This window comes from Streptomyces sp. NPDC014733 (genome assembly GCF_043083385.1).
Lineage (GTDB): Bacteria > Actinomycetota > Actinomycetes > Streptomycetales > Streptomycetaceae > Streptomyces.
In genome coordinates, this window is the sequence record NZ_JBIBYO010000001.1 from 678,279 (window position 1) to 695,832 (window position 17,554).

The following is a 17,554-nucleotide window of genomic DNA, read 5'->3' on the forward strand; positions in this document are numbered from 1 at the left end:
GTACGTCCCTACGTACGCCCTTCTCGGTGCGGAGGTTCACGGATGAGCAGCAGACGCCGAACCGCGACCAGCATCACCGCCCTGACCTGCGGCGCGGCCCTTCTCGGCGGTTTCGCGGGGACCGGGGTCGCCCGGGCGCGCGACTCCGGTGGCGAAGGAGATCTGGCAGGAAAGTCCGCCGAACAGATCTCCGAGCTGGCCCGCAAGGAACTGCTGGCCGCGACCTCACTACGGCTGCGCACCAGCACCAGCGTCGACGCCACCCGCCTCGACATCACGATGAACCGCTCCGGTGACTGCACCGGCGCCATCAGCAAGGGCCGCTACGGCAAGGTCGAGCTGATCAAGCACGGCCGGCAGATCTGGCTCAAGCCGGACGACGCGTTCTGGAAGGGCCAGCTCTCCGCGGACGCCGCCGCCTCCGTCATCGCCCGCGTGAAGGGCCGCTACCTGCACGGCACCACCGACGACCCGCTCCCCGCGAGCATCGCCGCCGCCTGCGACCTGGCCGCCTTCCAGAAACAGACCGCCGGCTCCGGCAGCCCCGAATCCCCCACCCCGACCCCGCCGGGCGCCTCCCCCCAGCCGAAGCTCACCCTGAGCAAGGGCAGACCGACCGTCCAGGAGGGCACCCGCGTCCTGCCCATCCTCAAAACCCGCGGCGGCGCCCGCCAGACCCTCTACGTGGCCATCGACGGCAAACACGTCCCCCGCCGCCTCACCGCCGAGGTCGACCACCAGACCGCGACGATCCTCCTCAGCGACTACGGCGCCCACGTCTCACCGAAGACCCCGACCGCCGCCCGGAGCATGGAGATCTCCGAGGTGGAGGACCAACTGCCGGGGGCGAAGCCGCCGTCGCAGAAGACGTGACCGCGGCGCCCCCAACTCCCCTCCCTCGTAAGCAAAGAGGAACGTTTTCGCACATACGCACGTATCGCGTGCCCCCGCGTATCGTTGGAAGGGCACCGGCATGAACGACTACGGCCCCAAGAAGGCCGCCTATGCGCGGGCCGAGGTGCCGGTGCACCTGATCGCCGATCCGTACACCGTCCGCTGCCGGGTCTTCACCCACCCGCAGGACGGCGACTACAAGAGCGACCTCACCCTGGCCTACGGCGAGCCCGTCGATCTGACCGGCACGGTCGTCGGCATCACGCTCGCCACCGAGGACTTCCCCCGGGACTGACCGCGCCCGGGGCCCGGCCTCAGCTCCGGCCGCGCCGCACCGCGTACACGACGAGCCCGGCGACGATCAGGGCGATCAGGGCCAGGCCGACGACCGCCGGGGCGGCACTGCCGAAGGCCGCGGAAGCCGCGGCGAGCACCATCGGGATGGCCAGTTGGACGACCATCATCAGCACGAGCAGTCCGGCGCCGACCCGGGCGAGGAAGCCGAGGCCGGGGCGGCGCAGGTCCTGGACCTCCTCCTCCAGCCGCTCGATCTCGGCGGCCATCCGCCGGTGGCTCTCCTCCAGTGCGGCGATACGGGCGTCCGCGTCGGTACCGCCGCCGGGCCGTGCTGTGCTGGGCGCGTTCATGCCCTCACCCTATGCGGGCGGGGTGGGGCGGGGAGGGACATGGGACCGCCCCGGCAGTGGCCACGGGGGCGCCCAACGGGACCAAGAGGCAGGTTCGTTGCCGTGCGACGACCGCCCTCAGCGCTCCCCGACTCCCTGAACTCCGTTCCTTCGTACGGGAGTTGAGGGGATCAGCCACGGCCCGGGCCGCGTTCCGGGGCGGCGTCGGGCCGACGGTGCCGTTCCGCGGACGGGGTTTCCGGGTCGAGGTCGGAGGGGCGGGGGCCCTCCGGGCCGTCCGGGCCGATGCGGACCAGCCGTTCGACGCGGACCACCTTGAAGCAGCGGCCCGGGTGACCCTCCACGCGTACGTCGTTGCCGGGGCGCCGGGCCAGCCGGTCACCGGCCCGCTCGTACGCCTCCCGTTCCACGCCGGTCAGTTTGAGGGTGACGGGGGCGAGGACGCGCAGCCACATCGTGAGCGCGTCGCGGGCGTCCTGCGGGGTGTCGCAGGAGGCGGTGTGCGCCTGCCACTCGCCGCCGGTGCGCTCGGCGACCATGAACGCCGCCGGGAGCAGCACCCCGCCGGGATGGCTGACGGCCGCCCGCCGCTCGTCCCGTTCGACGTCCGGCGGCGCCGAGCCCTCCGCCCGGACGAACTGGAGCAGATCGAGTTTGAGGACACCGTCCGACATGCCCGTGCCGACCGCCGGATCGATGACGAAGCCCTTCGTCCGGCCCGGTCGGCAGGCGTCGCCGCACATCGCCGGGTCCGGGTCCGAGGGGCGCGGCGGCTCAGGCCCGTCGGGGCCCATCCGGACGAACTCCTCGCAGCGCACGACGCGGTACCGCTCCCCCAGGACGGTCAGTTCGTCGGGCCGCTCCCGCTCCAGACGGGCGGCGGCCGCCAGATAGGCGGGCGCGTGCGCCGTGCGGGCGGAGCGGCGGGCCCGCCGCCGGAACTCCGCGGCCAGCGCGTCCCGGGCGGTCTGCGGGCCGCTGCCGCCGACGCACCGCACCTCCCAGCCGCCCTGCTCCCGCTCGCGCGCGGCACAGAAGACCGGGCCGCCCGTGCCCAGGATCTCCGGGTAGCGCTCCCGCGCCCGCCACGCCTCCTCCTCGGACAGCTCCGCCACCGGGCCGTCCTGCGCGGTGACCCTGATGGTGCGGTACGCGGGGACTTCCTCACCGTCTTCCGTCATGCCCGCAGTGTGGGCAGCGGCCCGCCCGCGGGGCGCCGGGTCGGCGGACAAACCACCTGTGGGGGTGGTGCCGGTGCCCGGCCGGAAAGCGTCCGCCGTCCGTGCGCCCGTCGCCGCCCCGGCGCGTACCACGTCGGCGTGGTGCCGCCCGGCGACGGCGGGCCCGGGACGACAATCCGGGCATGGCTGACACCGAGACGAAGGCAGTGCTGAGCGGCGGACCCGCCGACTTCCCGGAGCGGATCGTGCCGATCGAGCCACCGGGACCGGAGATCAAGATCGCCTGGCGCAACGGCTACGAACACTTCCGCGCCAGCGGCCGGCACGAGGACACGGAGGAGGGGCGGCTGCCGGTCTACGAGTGGTGGGAGCGGACCGAACTCCCGGGGTGAGGGGCCGTCCGCCGGCAGCCGGGGGGCCGGGGCGACCCGGCCCCCCGCCGGGCCCGCCGGACGGCGGACGGGCCCTCAGGTGTGCGGCGCGGGCGCCTGCGGGCCGCGCCCCTCACGCATGCGGCACGAACGCGTTCAGCGCGGCGCCGAGCGTCGTCTCCTGCTGCGGCCAGTCGGTGGCGGGGCCGCGGACCAGGACCGCGAACTGCCGTCCGTCGTCGGTGCTGAACGCGCAGTCCACCACCTGCACCCGCTCGCCCAGCTGTGCGCTGTCGTACGCGTAGATCAGCTTGGCGGCGTCCGGGGAGGGCGCGCCGGGGCCGAAGTCACCGCGCTCGATCTCGGTGTAGCCGGGGTTGCCCGCCAGGTTCTTCGCGGCGGTCGCGAGGGAGTGGCGGGGCGTCTCGTCCGGCTCGCGTATCTCGAAGACCTGCACCAGCCCGCGCTCGTCCGGCGAGGTGTAGAACTCGCCGTCCGTACGGGAGTCGTGCTGCCAGTCCTCCGGTACGGCGAGGGTGAAGTCCTTCTCGGCGTTGTGGACGAGGTGGAAGCCCTCGGGCAGGCCGGTGCCGGTCGGCGTCGGCTCCGTGGGTTCCGCGGGCAGCTCCGGGTACGACGTCCGGGTGCTCGCCGCCGTGGTGGGCGTGGCGGGCTTCGCGGCGGGCGCGCCGGCCCGGCCCCACAGCAGCCAGCCGCCGCCGAAGCCGAGCCCGATGACGGCGACCGCGGCGCCCGCCGCCAGCGCGGCGGTCCGGCGCGAGGAGCGGCGCCCGGCGACCGTCGGCCGCTCGTCCCAGGCCACGCTCCCCGGGAGCGCGTCCAGCGCGGCCTGACCCGCGTACGGAGCGGGGTCCGGGGCAGCCGGCGGCGGGGCGGCGGGCGCCTCCGGGGTGGCCGCGGGCGCGGCGGCCGGGGCCGCGGGCGTCCCGGCGCCCGGGGCGTCGCCGCCCGCCGGCGCGGACGGCGACGTGGCCGGAGCCGCCGACGGGGTCCGGGCCGGGCGGGGCGGCGGCGGTCCGGTGTACGGCGCGGGCGGCGGCGCGCCGTCGTCCCACTGCTGCGTCTCGCTGTTCCAGCGGGCGGCGCCACCGCCGTGTGCGGTCATCCGCCCACCAGCGCGGCGACGGCCTCAACGGCGGCCGCCCCGGAGCCCAGCAGTCCGACGACGGAACTGGCGTCGGCGAGCGCGGCCCGCAGCCGGGCCAGGCGCCCGGGGCTCGCCGCGCCCTGTGCCGCGATCTCCGTCTCGGTGTCGTCCAACTGCCCGCCCAACTCTTCGACCTGCGGGGTCGCCACCATGCGGGCGAGGTCCTGACGCAGTTCCCGGACGGCGCGCAGCAGTTCCTCGTGCGCCGGGTCGATGGCCGGGCCCGCGCCGCCGCTGTTCTGGATGACGGTGTTGTGGTCTCCGACGGAGATGACCCCACTGTTTGTGCCGATCCGGATGTTCCTGCCCTGGCCGTCAGCGGTTGCCACGTGTGGCTCCTTCCGTGGGCGCGCCACCGCGCCGGTCGTTGTGGGTGACGGTGTTGTGGTCGCCGATGCCCACCGCGCCCTGGGCGGACTCGATGTAGACGCCGCCCTCGGCGACGTTGACCACGCGCTGTTCGAACTCCTCGGTGACGTACCCGGCCTCCCGCAGCGCGGTGGTCACCCCGGCGGTGACCCGCTGCTGGACGGTCTTGAGGTACCGGGCGGCGTCCATGCCCTGGAAGAGCGACGCGTCACCGTACGAACCCAGCTCCCGGACCGCGAGGCCGGGGCCCTCGGGCAGCGCGGCCGCATGGCCGCCGGTGGCCAGCCGCCACACGGAGCGCAGCCCCCGCGCGAGGGTGGCGACCGCACGCCCCCCGGCGCGCGGGGTGTCGACCAGCGCCCGGAGCCCCCGGACGACCGGGTGGAGGTGCGCCTCCTGGTGGGCGAAGCGGTCGGCGTCCTGGAACTGCTGCCGCACCGGCCACAGCACATGCGGCGCGACCTCCAGCATCAGCATGCCGCCCTGGGTGTGGACCCGCACGAAGACCGTGGTCACCACGCCCTCGTGCCAGCCGCCGATCCGTATGCGCAGGAAGTGCCGACGGGTCTCGCCGCCCTCCTCGACCGCCTCGGCGCGGTGCCGAGCCAGCTCCACGGGGGCGTACGGGGCCGCGGCGCGCGCCGGGATGCCGTCCGCCGGGAGGAAGACGCACTCGTCGGTCTCCAGCTCCCGCAGCCGGTCCCGGACCACGGCCCTGGCCTGCGGTGTGCGGTGCGCCGAGGGCACCCGGAGCGCCTCGACCAGCGGGACGATGCGCTCCAGGAACGCGGCGTTGTCGAGCGGCCGGACCTCGGTGTCCTTACGGGGCCGCAACTCCACCGAGAGCGACCAGGTGCCGTACGCCTCCCCGGCGCCGCGGAACGGGTCACCGGGCCGGTACATCACCAGCTGACCGTGCTGTTCGGTACGGATCCGCTCGCGCAGCCGCTGGAAGCGTTCGCCGGTGTGCGCCTCGGCCGGGTCGCGGTGCAGGTCCGGGAAGCGGGGGCGGGACAGCTCCTCCTGGAGGACGCGGGCGGTCCGGCGGCGCTGGAGGGCGACGAGCGCGGTGACCGCGATCGGCAGCACCAGCGTGACCCATGCGTGGAAGAGGTTCGGGCCCGAGGAGGAACTGCCGTCGAAGGCGCCGGAGTCGGTCCAGCCGCTCGCCTCGGCGCCCTCGGCCCCGAAGCTGGAGTAGCTGCTGCCGGACGACCACGGCAGCAGCCATTCCACCAGGGACGCGGTCGCGCCGAACGCCGCGACCACCAGGAACACCACGATCACGGCCGCGCACATCCGTCCGTACCAGCGGAGCAGGAAGGCGGCGCCGGCCGCCAGCCAGTACGGCAGCGGCAGCCGCCGGACCAACCGGGCGAGGCCGAGGAAGATCACGGGCCAGGCGTAGAGCATGGTCATCCCGTACGAGAGCGGGAGGGAGACGATCCACAGGCCCAGGAGGGCGGCGGCAAAGCCCAGTTCCATGCGGCGGGCGCGGAGCGCGTGGGCGAGGACGCGGGCCGCGTCGATGCCCAGGGACGGCGCCGCGAACCGCTCCTCGTGGACGTACAGCTCCTCGATGACGGCGTCGCGGTAGGCGCCGTCGAGGTAGGTGCCGGCGCACAGCAGGCGGGTGGCCTCGCTGGCGGCGGGCGGGACGGAGGCGGGTGGCGGCGCCCCCGGGGGCGGAGGCGGCGCGGCCGGCCCCTTGTCGAAGGATGTCCGGTCACTGCTGTCGCCCGGCTGGGCAGGCACGTTCGTCTGACTCACCGCTCTTCCCCCCAAGCGCGGTCCGGAGCCGAGGCCCGGGCCCTGGACAGCCCCTCCGCCGCGCGGTCTACGGAGCGGCAGCATAGGGGAGGTGGCTCGTTCCCGGCCAGCGTGTTCACCGGGCGCGGACGGCGCAACGGCCGGGCCCGCGCGATCCCTTGGGACCGCGCGGGCCCGTGGCCGTGCGCCGGGTGCGTACGCCGGGGCGGTCGGCCGCCGGCGGCGCGGATCAGAGCAGGCCGAGACCGCGGACGGCGTCGCGCTCCTCCGACAGCTCCTTGACGGAGGCGTCGATGCGCTCGCGGGAGAAGTCGTTGATCTCCAGGCCCTGGACGATCTCGTACGCGCCGTCCTTGGTGGTGACGGGGAACGACGAGATGAGGCCCTCGGGGACGCCGTAGGAGCCGTCCGAGGGGATACCCATGGAGGTCCAGTCGCCGTCGGCGGTGCCGTTGACCCAGGTGTGGACGTGGTCGATGGCGGCGTTGGCGGCGGAGGCGGCGGAGGACGCGCCGCGGGCCTCGATGATCGCCGCACCGCGCTTGGCGACGGTCGGGATGAACTCGTCGGCCAGCCACGCCTGGTCGTTCACGGCCTCGGCGGCGTTCTTGCCGGCCACCTCGGCGTGGAAGATGTCGGGGTACTGGGTGGCGGAGTGGTTGCCCCAGATCGTGAGCTTGCGGATCTCGGAGACCGGGGCGCCGGTCTTCTTCGAGAGCTGCGAGAGCGCACGGTTGTGGTCGAGGCGGGTCATCGCGGTGAAGCGCTCCCGCGGCACGTCCGGCGCGGCGGCCTGGGCGATGAGGGCGTTGGTGTTGGCCGGGTTGCCGACGACGAGGACCTTGATGTCGTCCGCGGCGTGGTCGTTGATGGCCTTGCCCTGCGGCTTGAAGATGCCGCCGTTGGCCTCCAGCAGGTCGCCGCGCTCCATGCCCTTGGTACGGGGGCGGGCGCCGACGAGGAGGGCGACGTTGGCGCCGTCGAAGGCGACGTTCGGGTCGTCCGAGATGTCGATGCCCCGGAGCAGCGGGAAGGCACAGTCGTCCAGCTCCATGGCGGTGCCCTCGGCGGCCTTCAGGCCCTGGGGGATCTCCAGGAGGCGCAGCTTGACCGGCACGTCCGCGCCGAGCAGGTGACCGGAGGCGATGCGGAAGAGGAGGGCGTAACCGATCTGGCCGGCGGCGCCGGTGACGGTGACATTGACGGGAGTGCGGGTCATGGCGATCTCCTGCGCGATGTGTTCCGGGGGCAAGCCCCGGTCCACCTTGGGTGGCGGTGGGTGTCTGCCCGTTTTCGGGTCTCATCGACGACTCTCGACGAGTCTCTTGGTATCGAGAGACCTGTCCGCCAGGCTATCGGACCCCGCCCCGGCCCCGACGACGGGCCGGTGTGGCGCGGCTCACCGGGGCCGCCGGGGCCGGCCTCGGCGGCGTTCCCCGTGAGGGCGGCGAGGGGGCTCCGGGGCGTCCCGTGCGGGCTGCCCGTAGGGGGCGGCGCGGGGCGCGTGGTGCCTTGTGTGCCGCGCCCCGGCCGTACGACGCGGCGGCCGCCCGCTGGTGGAGGGGCGCGGGCAGCCGCCGGGTCGGACACACCCGTGGGGGGTTGCTGTCCGCCTGCCCTGGATGGGCGGTGACATGCCCCGCGGTACGCGCCACCAGGGGCCCGTCGGCGATTACCGGCCAGTTCACCGGGCGCCCGCCCCGCCCCCGCTCACGGCCGCGCACCGCCGGTACCTGGGGGACCGTCACGGAGCCGCGGGTTCCTGGTGTGTTGCCAGGGGTGCGTGGGTCGGCTGGGATACGGCGGCCTCCGGCGGCGCCGGGTGCGCACCGTACGGCGGCGGGTATCGGCGGGCGCCCCGTGAGGCGTGTCGCGCGGGAACGCCGTACGGGGTGGGCCCTGGGAGGGCGGGCGCCCCGTACGGCGAACCCGGAGCGAGACGTACGGGCGCGTCGGTGCGCCCCTGGGGGACGAGCCCCCGCCCCCCTACGCCCCGGCCCCCGGCGACCCCACCGGCACCGGTGTGGCGAGCGGCTGTGCGCATCCCTGGGCGCCCCGGGCGGTGGTGCCGCACGCGGTGGCCGTCCCGGGGGTGCCCGGGACCGTGACCATCGGGGTGGTGGCGCCGCCGCCGCGCCCCGTGGTGGCGCGGGCGCTGTGGCCGTGCGCGCTGACGCTGACCTGGCTACCGGGGTCGGCGCCCACCATCCAGGCCCAGGCGGCCCGGCAGTCCGCGCTGTAGCGGACCTCGATCAGGACGTCGCCCGCCGTGCCCCGGGCGGTGGTGACCGCCTTCGCCGCGCAGCCGGCCGTCTCCGGGTCGCGCCCCATGCAGCCGTCGGCCGTGCACCGGACGCCCGGTGGCGGGGCGGGGCGGGCGCTCCGCCCCGCCGACCGCGCGGACGCGGACGTCCGGGGCGCCGCGTCGCTGCTGCCGGGCCGGGCCAGCAGTACCGCGGCGGCCACCAGCAGCAGCGCACCGCCCGCGCCCGCCGCCAGCACGGCCCGGCGACGGCGGCCGGACCGCGCGCCGTCGCCGGGCGTCCCGGGCGGACCGTCGCCGCGCTCCGCCCGGTGCGCCCAGGCCGCGGCGGCGCCGTCCCCCATGGCGGTCAGGTGCGCGGCGGACACTCCGGCGGCCCGGGCGAGCGCGGCGACCGCGGCGCGCGGCGGCGGCTGCCGTCCGTCGAGATAGCGCACCCAGTCCGCGCGGGGCGTGCCGGTCCGCTCCGCGACGTCGGACACGCTCAGCCCGCCGCGGTCCACCACCCCGCGCAACTGCCGGACGAACTCCCTGATCTCCGGCTCCAGTTCCTCCGGAAGCGCCCGCCAGCGCGGCATGCCTTCCCCTCTCCCCCGTACGCTGCGTCGCGCCGTACGGTCGCCGTCCGTCCCCGGGCCGCCCACCGGCACCGGCCACCCATCAGATCCCCCGGCCCCATCGAACCAGGCGCCCCCGCTCGCCACGCACGCCCCCGGCGCGCACGGCCCCCGCGTGCGCCGCTCCCCTGCGGGATCCTGAGGGATCGGGCCGCTCCCCAACTCGGCTGCGGGGCACGCCGTTTCGGGCCCTTACGGGTTCCGTCCCCGGCTCCGGACGGCTGCGGGCCGGCCGCGCCCGCCACGACCGGCACCGGGACCGCGCCGGTCCCGCCGAGGGGTCCGGCGCCGCACCGGACGCGGCGCCGGACCCCTCTCCTGACGCACCGCCGGACGGCGCGCCGCAGGCGCCTCCCGCCGGTACGCCGTCCTCGGGCGCCGCCCCGCTCCGGCGCGCCCGTCGGCCGCCGTCCGGTGCGGAGGGCGGCCCCTGGCTCACCGGCGCAACGCCCCCCAGGTGTCCGGTCCGACGACGCCGTCCGGGGTCAGCCCCGACGCCCGCTGGAAGGCGCGGGCCGCCCGCTTGGTCCGCGGGCCGTAGACGCCGTCGGTGGCGCCCGGTTCGTAGCCGCGGTGGCGCAGCAGGCACTGCGCCTCGACGACCTCCCAGCCGGTGCTGCCGACATCCAGCAGCCGGACCTCGGTACGGCTGTGCCCGGCGTGCAGGAAGCCGCCGCTGCGGGTCACCGCGCAGCCGCGCTCCTGGCCGCGGCGGACGGTGAACACGCCCTGAGCCACATCGGCCGGCTCCGGGCCCAGCCAGGGGCGGCCCGCCAGCAGCCCGGCGACGAACGTGGCCAGCACCACGCCGCCCAGCACCCCGACCACCTTGGGCCGGACGCCGCCGTCGCCGCCGTCCACCCCGCCGTGGACCGGCTGCGGCGCCCCGGGGCGGGGCAGTTGGGCGGGCACCCTGGGGCGGTCCGGCGCCCCGTGGCGGGCGACCGGCCGGGCACGCCGCTCCTCCCACGCCTCGGCGGCCGCCCGCCACAGGACCAACAGCCCGGCGGGATCGGCCCCGCACACCCGGGCCAGCGCCTCGACGGCACCACGCGGCGGCAGCTGCTCGGCGCCGAGGTAGCTCTCCCAGGACGCGCGGCTGTACGGGGTGCGCGCCGCGAGCGCGGTGAGGCTCAGCCCGCTGCGGTCCTTGAGCGTCCTCAGGCGTACCGCGAGTTGTCGCACCCGATGGTCCGGAGGGACGGGCAGTTCCTGCCAACGCGCCATGTTCACCCCACAGGCATGCGGTGTCTCCCGGCAAGGAGGCGCCTCCATCTGCCTACAAATACCAAGATTTCCATGCCGGGTGAGCGGCGGAAACGGGGGTGGTGAGGGCCTTCCCGGCGCGTTCGGGGCCCCACGCGCCCGCGCTCCGCGCTCCCTCCCCCGGCCCGCGCCCGCACCTCCCGCGGGCCCGCGCAGCAAAACGGCGGGGCGCCCTTCCCGAGGGAAGAACGCCCCGCCGAGCGCGGCACGGCAACGCCACAGCTCCGCACGGCCGGCCCGGAGGCCGGCCCCGCCTACCGCACCGTCAGATGGACCAGATCGTCGAGGAACGGCAGATGGAGCCACGGCTTGGGCTGCACCATCAGGGCCAGGATCACGATCACGAAGCCCAGGACGCCGTAGGTCAGCATGTCCGTGAAGCGTGAGCGGACCGCCAGCATCCCGACCTCGGGCAGCGCCCAGCGCAGTGCGGCGCCGCCCAGCAGGGCCAGCCCGATCACGATCGCGCCGAGCCGGAACACGTCCACCGCGACCAGCAGCAGCCCGAGGCCGACGCCGCCCATGACCGAGAGCAGCGGCCACTGGCGGGCCGGTGCCGGGGAGCCGCCCGGTGCCGCCCGGCCGCCGCCCTGCGGGCGTGCGGTGTCCCTCGTCAGCTGCGGGAAGCGGCGCGTCAGGCGCCGGGGCCCGGACGCGCCGTCCGGATGTGCTGCATCGCCCATGGCCGCCTGTGCCTCCGTGTTCATCGTCGTGCCGTCTTCATCGTCGTGCGGTCCTCGGTCGTGGGTGTCAGCCGGCCGCGCGCTCGGCCGCCTCGACGACGTTGACCAGCAGCTGCGCGCGGGTCATCGGGCCGACGCCGCCCGGGTTCGGGGCGACCCAGCCGGCGACCTCGGCGACGCCGGGGTGCACATCGCCGACGATCTTGCCGTTCTCGTCCCGGCTGACGCCGACGTCGAGGACGGCCGCGCCCGGCTTGACGTCCTCGGGCTTGACCAGGTGCGGCACACCGGCGGCGGCGACGATGATGTCCGCCTGCTTGAGGTGCGCGGACAGGTCACGGGTGCCGGTGTGGCACTGCGTGACCGTGGCGTTCTCCGACTTGCGGGTCAGCACCAGCGGCATCGGGCGCCCGATGGTGATGCCGCGGCCGACCACGACGACGTGCGCGCCGTTGATCTGCACGCCGTGGCGGCGCAGCAGCTCCACGATGCCGTACGGGGTGCAGGGCAGCGGGCCGGTCTCGCCGAGGACGAGCTTGCCCAGGCTCATCGGGTGCAGGCCGTCGGCGTCCTTGGCCGGGTCCATCAGCGCGAGGATGCGGTTGGTGTCGATGCCCTTGGGGAGCGGCAGCTGGACGATGTAGCCGGTGCACTCGGGGTTGTCGTTGAGCTCCTGGACGACCGCCTCGATCTCCTCCTGCGTGGCCGTCTCCGGCAGCTCGCGCTGGAGGGAGGCGATGCCGACCTGCGCGCAGTCGCGGTGCTTGCCGTTGACGTACCAGCGGCTGCCGGGGTCGTCGCCGACCAGGACGGTGCCGAGGCCGGGCTGCACGCCCTTGGCCTTCAGCGCTTCCACCCGCGCGGACAGTTCGGACTTGATCGCGGCGGCGGTGGCCTTGCCATCGAGAATCTGGGCGCTCATACCCCCATCCTCCCGGATGGAGGCGGTCGCGTTCCAATCAGGGCCCGCCGCTCCCGGTCGGTGCGGGCCGATGCCCGAAAAACGGAATTTGATCATTGCACTTGCACAACACCTTCCCTCCGCGACTGGACAACGTTCATCGACAGCTAGAAGGATTGTCGGCCAGTGCCGCAGGCACCATCGGGGGCAAGCCAAGTGAAACAACCTGTATTCCTCCGAGGTCGCACCGCGTCCCCCACTGACCCAACGGAGGAAAACACCACATGAGCTTCGGCGACCCGAACAACCCGTACGGCCAGCAGCAGCCCCCGCAGGCCCCGTACGGCCAGCAGCCGCCGGTCCCGCCGCAGGGCGGCCAGCCCGGTTACGGCTACCCGCAGCAGCCCGCCGCTCCCCAGCAGCAGCCCTACGGCTACCCGCAGCAGCAGGCCGCGCCGCAGCCGGGCTACGGCTACCCGCAGCAGGGCGGCTACCCCGGCCAGCCCGGGATGCCCGGCATGCCCACGGGCTACGCGAGCTGGGGCGCCCGCGTCGGCGCGTACCTGATCGACGGCCTGATCGTCTGCGTCGTGCCGTTCGTGCTCTACATCATCGCGATCATCGTCGCCGCCTCGTCCGCCAGTTCGGTCCAGTCGGACATCAGCAGCTGTGCGCCGGGCGACACCCAGTGCGCCGACGACGCCATCAACTCCGCCTCCACCGGCATGCCGATCTTCGCGATCCTGCTGATCGTCCTGGCGATCCTGGCCGGGGCCGCCGGTGGCATCTTCCTGATCGCCAAGGAAGGCAGCACCGGTCAGACGCCCGGCAAGAAGGCGCTGAACATCAGGCTCGTCAGCGAGGCGACCGGCCAGCCGCTGGGCTTCGGCATGGCCTTCCTCCGGAAGATCTGCCACGCCCTGGACAGCATGCTGTGCAGCCTGGGCTACCTGTGGCCGCTCTGGGACGAGAAGTCCCAGACCTTCGCCGACAAGATCGTCAGCTCGGTCGTCGTCAAGACCCAGTGAGCGGGTGCGGGGCCGCTCCCCGCGTCGCCCCGAAGGCCCTCGCCGCCCCGCGGACGGGGGCCTTCGCAGCGCCATGCGGCCCGGCCCCCGCGCCCCGGACCATCCGGCCACCCCGCCTGAAGGACAGCGCTCGTGAGTTACCCGAACCAGAACCCCTACAGCCAGCCGCCCGCCTCCCAGCCGGGCTACGGCTTCCCCCAGCAGCAGCCCGCCCCGTACGGGCCCTACCCGGGCGGCGGGATGCCGCCGGGCGGGATACCGGGTCCGCCCACCGGGATGCCCGGCGGGCTGAAGGCCGCCCGGGTCCTGCTGTTCGTGCTCACCGGGCTGAACCTCATCGGCCTGCTCCTGGCGGTGACCGGCCTCGGCGCGGCCAACAAGGCATCGCACCGGGCCGTCAAGGAGGACGACCTCCTCGCCGCCAACATCGGCAAGGGCCTGGCGATCGCCCTGATCGTGTTCATCGCGATCTTCACCGTGCTGGCCGTCGTGCTGGCGCTCCAGTTCACGAGCGGCGGCAACGGCGTCCGGGTCGGTGTCACCGTCTTCGGTGCGGCGACACTGATCGTCAGCTTCCTCGTCTTCCCGTTCGGCCTGGCCCACACCGTGATGGCCATCATGGTCATCGCCTTCAGCTCGAAGGCGGAAGCCAGGGCGTGGTTCAACCGGCCGCGGTACTGACCCGGCACCGCTCCCCGCAGGCCCCCTCCCACCGGTACGGGAGGGGGCCTGCGGGCTGTCCGGCTCGACAACGCCGGCTCCGGCCGGGGCCGGACGTGCGCGGGCCGCGCATCCCACGGGGGATGCGCGGCCCGTACCGGTCCCGGATCAGTGGAAGAAGTGCCGCGTCCCGGTGAAGTACATCGTCACGCCCGCCTTCTCGGCGGCCGCGACGACCAGCTCGTCGCGGATCGAACCGCCGGGCTGCGCCACGGCCTTGACGCCCGCCTCGGCCAGCACCTCGAACCCGTCGGGGAAGGGGAAGAAGGCGTCGGAGGAGGCGTACGCGCCGCGCGCCCGCTCCTCGCCGGCGCGCTGCACGGCGAGCTTGGCGGAGTCGACGCGGTTGACCTGGCCCATGCCGACGCCGACGGTGGCGCCGTCCTTGGCGAGCAGGATCGCGTTGGACTTCACCGCCCGGCCGGCGCGCCAGGCGAAGGCCAGCTCGGCCAGCTCGGCCTCGGACAGCGCCGCGCCGGCGGCCAGCGTCCAGGTGGCCGGGTCGTCGCCGTCGGCCTGGAGGCGGTCGGTGACCTGGAGGAGCGCGCCGCCGTCGATCGGCTTGACCTCGACGGGCGCCGCCGGGGCGCCGGGCACCCGCAGCACCCGGATGTTCTTCTTCCTGGTGAGCGCCTCCAGCGCCCCGTCCTCGTAGCCGGGCGCCACGATGACCTCGGTGAAGATCTCCGCGACCTGCTCGGCCATCGCCTTGCTGACCGGGCGGTTGACGGCGATGACGCCGCCGAAGGCGGAGAGCGGGTCGCACTCGTGGGCCTTGCGGTGCGCCTCGGCGACGTCCGCGCCGACCGCGATGCCGCAGGGGTTGGCGTGCTTGATGATCGCCACGCACGGCGCCTCGTGGTCGTACGCGGCACGGCGCGCGGCATCCGTGTCGGTGAAGTTGTTGTACGACATCTCCTTGCCGTGCAGCTGCTCGGCGTCGGCGAGGCCGCCCGGCGCGGCCGGGTCGAGGTAGAGCGCGGCGCCCTGGTGCGGGTTCTCGCCGTAGCGCAGGACGTTCTTGCGCTCCAGGGCCGAGCCGAGGAAGTCGGGGAAGCCGGAGTCGTCGGCGGCGGCGTAGTCGGCGGCGAACCAGGAGGCGACGGCCACGTCGTAGGCGGCGGTGTGCTGGAACGCCTCGGCGGCGAGCCGCTTGCGGGCGGTGAGGTCGAACCCGCCCTCGGCGGCGGCCGTCAGGACCTCGCCGTAGCGGGCGGGGTTGACGACGACGGCGACCGACGGGTGGTTCTTGGCGGCGGCGCGGACCATCGAGGGGCCGCCGATGTCGATCTGCTCGACGCACTCGTCGGGGGTGGCGCCGGAGGCGACGGTCTCCCGGAACGGGTAGAGGTTGACGATCACCAGGTCGAACGGCTCGACGCCGAGGTCGGCCAGCTGCTTCTGGTGCTCGGTCAGCCGCAGGTCGGCGAGGATGCCCGCGTGCACCTTGGGGTGCAGCGTCTTGACCCGGCCGTCCAGGCACTCGGGGAAGCCGGTCAGCTCCTCGACCTTGGTGACCGGCACCCCGGCGGCGGCGATCCTCCCGGCGGTCGAGCCGGTCGACACCAGCTGGACACCGGCCGCGTGCAGCCCCTGCGCCAGCTCCTCCAGGCCGGACTTGTCGTAGACGCTGACCAGAGCCCGGCGGATCGGTCGCTTGCTGTCTTCGGCGGTGGCGGTCAAGAGATACGTACCTTTCGTCCCTCAATGCGGTAGCCGTGACGGGCCAGACGCCCCACGACCTCGACGAGCAGAGTGCGCTCGACTTCCTTGATGCGCTCGTGCAGCGCGGCTTCGTCGTCCTCGCTACGGACCTCCACCACGCCCTGCGCGATGATCGGCCCGGTGTCGACGCCTTCGTCGACGAAGTGGACGGTGCACCCGGTGACCTTCGCGCCGTACGCGAGTGCGTCGCGGACGCCGTGGGCCCCGGGAAAACTGGGCAGCAGGGCGGGGTGGGTGTTGACCACCCGGCCGCCGAAGCGGGCCAGGAACTCCGGGCCGAGGATCTTCATGAACCCGGCGGAGACGATCAGGTCCGGCGCGTACGCGGCGGTGGCGGCGGTGAGCGCGGCGTCCCACTCGGCGCGGGAGGCGTGGTCGCGGACCTTGCAGACGAAGGTCGGCAGCCCGGCGCGCCCGGCGCGCTCCAGACCGGCGATGGCCTCACGGTCGGCGCCGACGGCGACGATCTGCGCGCCGTACGCGGCGGGTCCGGCCTCCTCGATGGCGTCCAGCAGCGCCTGGAGATTGGTGCCGGAGCCGGAGACGAGAACGACGAGCCGGGCCGGGGACGCCGGGGCGTCCGGGCGGCGCGGGGGGAGAAGGGGATCCACGATGGGGGTCTTTCTCGCGTGGTGCTGCTGCGGTGCGGTGGGCGTGCGGTGCTGCGGGCCGGTGCCCGCACCGCCGCCCGACGGCTCGTCCGGCGTTTGTGCGGTCGTACGAAGCCATGGGTCGCGTGAATACGGGGAACCCTACGAAGGCGCCGACCGTCAGCAACGATACCGGCACACCGTGCGGCCCCCACGGGACGGGGGCGGGCACGGGAGGTAGCGTCAGGCGCAGGAACGCACGCAGTTCGTGGTGCTCGTCCCCCCGGCCCCGGGCCGGAAGGGCGGCCGAGACAAAGGGAAGACTCACTCCAGATGCCGGACCGACGCCGCCGCGCGGCCCCCCTCCTCCCGCTGGCCGCGACGTCCCCCGGGGCGGCCCGCCTGCCGGGAGAGGGCGTCCTCTCCTCCGCCGCCGTTGCCTCCTCCGCTCCCCTCCCCCTGCGATTCCCGGCCGCCTCCGCCCCCGGTCTCGCGCTGCGGTCGGGAGAGCCCGGGGGGTCCGGATCAGGTACGGGGCCGGGGTCAGGCTCGGGTGCCGACGACGGCTCCGGTGCGGGCGCGGGCTCCGGTACGGAATCGGACTCCGGCTCCGGCTCCGGCCAGGAGGAGCGCAACCCCTTCGCACCGCCGCCCGAGGGCGCTCCGGACCAGGAGTGGCGGCCGCGCCGACGGGCCGGGCAGGACGGCTCCCAGGGCTCGCAGCCCGAGGGCGGTCAGGGCGAGGACACCCCGCCGACCTGGGGCAGCCAGTGGAGCAGCCGGCAGCCGGGGCGGCAGAGCGGCGGCTTCGGCAACCGCCCCGGGCGCCCCACCGGCCAGGGCGGTCCCGAGGGACGCCCCGGCGGGCTGCGCTGGGACCCGACCGACCCGGCGCAGCGGCGCGCCCGCTACGCACTGCTCGCCGGTATGTGGGCGTTCTTCTTCGCCCTCTTCAGCCTTCCGGAGGTGGCGCTGCTGCTCGGTGCGCTCGCCCTCTACTGGGGAATCAGCTCGCTGCGCGCCAAGCCGCGCGCCGCGAAGCCGTCCGCCGCGGCGACGACGGCGGCCATGGAGGGCCGCCCGGCGCCGTCCGCCGCCCCCGCCGGTACCGGCCCGGCCGCACCGGTCCCCGGCCGGCGGCCGCAGACCACGGCGGCGATCAGCGGTGTGGTCGCGGCGTCCTTGGCCCTGCTGATGGTGGCGGCGACGTTCTTCGTGAAGCTCGCCTACCGCGACTACTTCACCTGCGTCGACGACGCCCTGACCCGCGCCTCCGCCAAGTCCTGCGAGAAGCTGCTCCCCAAGGAGTTCCGCCCGCTGCTGGGCTCCCAGGAGGAGTGACCGCCGCGCGGTGACCTGCT

At 74.8% G+C, this 17,554-nt stretch carries 18 protein-coding genes; 6 read left to right on the forward strand and 12 right to left on the reverse strand.

The window, feature by feature from the left end:
* Positions 1–42: 42 nt before the first annotated feature.
* Together ACF1BH_RS03030 and ACF1BH_RS03035 are read left to right on the forward strand one after the other, a co-directional pair.
* A complete protein-coding gene (locus ACF1BH_RS03030; RefSeq protein WP_391640622.1) occupies positions 43–873 on the forward strand; it encodes a hypothetical protein in 831 nt (276 codons plus the stop codon).
* Between the two features lie 100 nt (positions 874–973).
* Positions 974–1,189, forward strand: a complete 216-nt coding sequence (locus ACF1BH_RS03035; RefSeq protein ID WP_391640623.1) for a Uma2 family endonuclease — start codon at positions 974–976, stop codon at positions 1,187–1,189.
* 19 nt (positions 1,190–1,208) lie between these two features.
* On the opposite strand, the gene ACF1BH_RS03040 is transcribed toward ACF1BH_RS03035, so the two are convergent.
* The gene (locus ACF1BH_RS03040; protein WP_391640624.1) at positions 1,209–1,541 is read right to left on the reverse strand and encodes a hypothetical protein; all 333 of its coding nucleotides are present in this window, start codon (positions 1,539–1,541) and stop codon (positions 1,209–1,211) included.
* Between the two features lie 170 nt (positions 1,542–1,711).
* Positions 1,712–2,722, reverse strand: a complete 1,011-nt coding sequence (locus ACF1BH_RS03045; protein ID WP_391640625.1) for a DUF5954 family protein — start codon at positions 2,720–2,722, stop codon at positions 1,712–1,714.
* Positions 2,723–2,904: 182 nt separating this feature from the next.
* Between ACF1BH_RS03045 and ACF1BH_RS03050 the strand changes: the two genes are divergently transcribed.
* Positions 2,905–3,114, forward strand: coding sequence for a DUF5988 family protein (locus ACF1BH_RS03050; protein WP_391640626.1), 210 nt, complete (start codon positions 2,905–2,907; stop codon positions 3,112–3,114).
* A 112-nt stretch (positions 3,115–3,226) separates the two neighbouring features.
* Here ACF1BH_RS03050 and ACF1BH_RS03055 read toward each other — a convergent pair whose 3' ends face one another.
* The 8 genes from ACF1BH_RS03055 to ACF1BH_RS03090 all read right to left on the reverse strand — a co-directional run bounded on the left by ACF1BH_RS03055 (position 3,227) and on the right by ACF1BH_RS03090 (position 12,151).
* Positions 3,227–4,219 (reverse strand): hypothetical protein, encoded by a 993-nt coding sequence (locus tag ACF1BH_RS03055; RefSeq protein ID WP_391640627.1) that lies wholly within the window; start codon positions 4,217–4,219, stop codon positions 3,227–3,229.
* Complete coding sequence (locus tag ACF1BH_RS03060) at positions 4,216–4,590, reverse strand: hypothetical protein (RefSeq protein ID WP_391640628.1); 375 nt, start codon at positions 4,588–4,590, stop codon at positions 4,216–4,218. The genes ACF1BH_RS03055 and ACF1BH_RS03060 overlap by 4 nt, the downstream gene beginning before the upstream one ends.
* On the reverse strand, positions 4,577–6,400 hold the full coding sequence (locus ACF1BH_RS03065) for a hypothetical protein (protein WP_391640629.1): 1,824 nt from the start codon (positions 6,398–6,400) through the stop codon (positions 4,577–4,579). The genes ACF1BH_RS03060 and ACF1BH_RS03065 overlap by 14 nt, the downstream gene beginning before the upstream one ends.
* Positions 6,401–6,629: 229 nt before the next feature.
* On the reverse strand, positions 6,630–7,619 hold the full coding sequence (locus tag ACF1BH_RS03070; RefSeq protein ID WP_391640630.1) for a malate dehydrogenase: 990 nt from the start codon (positions 7,617–7,619) through the stop codon (positions 6,630–6,632).
* A gap of 767 nt (positions 7,620–8,386) precedes the next feature.
* Positions 8,387–9,241, reverse strand: coding sequence for a DUF2690 domain-containing protein (locus ACF1BH_RS03075; RefSeq protein ID WP_391640631.1), 855 nt, complete (start codon positions 9,239–9,241; stop codon positions 8,387–8,389).
* A 474-nt stretch (positions 9,242–9,715) separates the two neighbouring features.
* The gene (locus ACF1BH_RS03080; protein ID WP_391640632.1) at positions 9,716–10,507 is read right to left on the reverse strand and encodes a peptidoglycan-binding protein; all 792 of its coding nucleotides are present in this window, start codon (positions 10,505–10,507) and stop codon (positions 9,716–9,718) included.
* Positions 10,508–10,800: 293 nt separating this feature from the next.
* On the reverse strand, positions 10,801–11,253 hold the full coding sequence (locus tag ACF1BH_RS03085) for a DUF3017 domain-containing protein (protein ID WP_391640633.1): 453 nt from the start codon (positions 11,251–11,253) through the stop codon (positions 10,801–10,803).
* Between the two features lie 43 nt (positions 11,254–11,296).
* Complete coding sequence (locus tag ACF1BH_RS03090; RefSeq protein ID WP_391640634.1) at positions 11,297–12,151, reverse strand: bifunctional methylenetetrahydrofolate dehydrogenase/methenyltetrahydrofolate cyclohydrolase; 855 nt, start codon at positions 12,149–12,151, stop codon at positions 11,297–11,299.
* 263 nt (positions 12,152–12,414) lie between these two features.
* On the opposite strand from ACF1BH_RS03090, the gene ACF1BH_RS03095 reads away from it, so the two are divergent.
* Entirely contained in the window at positions 12,415–13,158 is a 744-nt protein-coding gene (locus ACF1BH_RS03095; RefSeq protein WP_391640635.1) for an RDD family protein, read from the forward strand.
* A gap of 132 nt (positions 13,159–13,290) precedes the next feature.
* Entirely contained in the window at positions 13,291–13,839 is a 549-nt protein-coding gene (locus tag ACF1BH_RS03100; protein ID WP_391640636.1) for a hypothetical protein, read from the forward strand.
* A gap of 147 nt (positions 13,840–13,986) precedes the next feature.
* On the opposite strand, the gene purH is transcribed toward ACF1BH_RS03100, so the two are convergent.
* Positions 13,987–15,561 carry a bifunctional phosphoribosylaminoimidazolecarboxamide formyltransferase/IMP cyclohydrolase gene (gene purH, locus ACF1BH_RS03105; protein ID WP_391640637.1) on the reverse strand — a complete coding sequence of 525 codons (1,575 nt, stop codon included), beginning with the start codon at positions 15,559–15,561 and terminating at the stop codon, positions 13,987–13,989.
* Positions 15,558–16,214 (reverse strand): phosphoribosylglycinamide formyltransferase, encoded by a 657-nt coding sequence (gene purN / locus ACF1BH_RS03110; protein WP_391640638.1) that lies wholly within the window; start codon positions 16,212–16,214, stop codon positions 15,558–15,560. The genes purH and purN overlap by 4 nt, the downstream gene beginning before the upstream one ends.
* A 312-nt stretch (positions 16,215–16,526) precedes the next feature.
* Here purN and ACF1BH_RS03115 point away from each other — a divergent pair, with 312 nt between their 5' ends.
* Positions 16,527–17,534 (forward strand): hypothetical protein, encoded by a 1,008-nt coding sequence (locus ACF1BH_RS03115; RefSeq protein WP_391640639.1) that lies wholly within the window; start codon positions 16,527–16,529, stop codon positions 17,532–17,534.
* Positions 17,535–17,554: the final 20 nt, after the last annotated feature.

Bases quoted from the DNA above. Each gene is read 5' to 3' on its own strand.
- ACF1BH_RS03080 (WP_391640632.1), bottom strand. From the start codon at position 10,507: ATGGCGCGTTGGCAGGAACTGCCCGTCCCTCCGGACCATCGGGTGCGA.
- ACF1BH_RS03055 (WP_391640627.1), bottom strand. From the start codon at position 4,219: ATGACCGCACACGGCGGTGGCGCCGCCCGCTGGAACAGCGAGACGCAG.
- ACF1BH_RS03115 (WP_391640639.1), top strand. From the start codon at position 16,527: ATGCCGGACCGACGCCGCCGCGCGGCCCCCCTCCTCCCGCTGGCCGCG.
- ACF1BH_RS03085 (WP_391640633.1), bottom strand. From the start codon at position 11,253: ATGAACACGGAGGCACAGGCGGCCATGGGCGATGCAGCACATCCGGAC.
- ACF1BH_RS03035 (WP_391640623.1), top strand. From the start codon at position 974: ATGAACGACTACGGCCCCAAGAAGGCCGCCTATGCGCGGGCCGAGGTG.
- ACF1BH_RS03070 (WP_391640630.1), bottom strand. From the start codon at position 7,619: ATGACCCGCACTCCCGTCAATGTCACCGTCACCGGCGCCGCCGGCCAG.
- ACF1BH_RS03045 (WP_391640625.1), bottom strand. From the start codon at position 2,722: ATGACGGAAGACGGTGAGGAAGTCCCCGCGTACCGCACCATCAGGGTC.
- ACF1BH_RS03040 (WP_391640624.1), bottom strand. From the start codon at position 1,541: ATGAACGCGCCCAGCACAGCACGGCCCGGCGGCGGTACCGACGCGGAC.
- ACF1BH_RS03050 (WP_391640626.1), top strand. From the start codon at position 2,905: ATGGCTGACACCGAGACGAAGGCAGTGCTGAGCGGCGGACCCGCCGAC.
- ACF1BH_RS03090 (WP_391640634.1), bottom strand. From the start codon at position 12,151: ATGAGCGCCCAGATTCTCGATGGCAAGGCCACCGCCGCCGCGATCAAG.
- ACF1BH_RS03075 (WP_391640631.1), bottom strand. From the start codon at position 9,241: ATGCCGCGCTGGCGGGCGCTTCCGGAGGAACTGGAGCCGGAGATCAGG.
- ACF1BH_RS03095 (WP_391640635.1), top strand. From the start codon at position 12,415: ATGAGCTTCGGCGACCCGAACAACCCGTACGGCCAGCAGCAGCCCCCG.
- ACF1BH_RS03030 (WP_391640622.1), top strand. From the start codon at position 43: ATGAGCAGCAGACGCCGAACCGCGACCAGCATCACCGCCCTGACCTGC.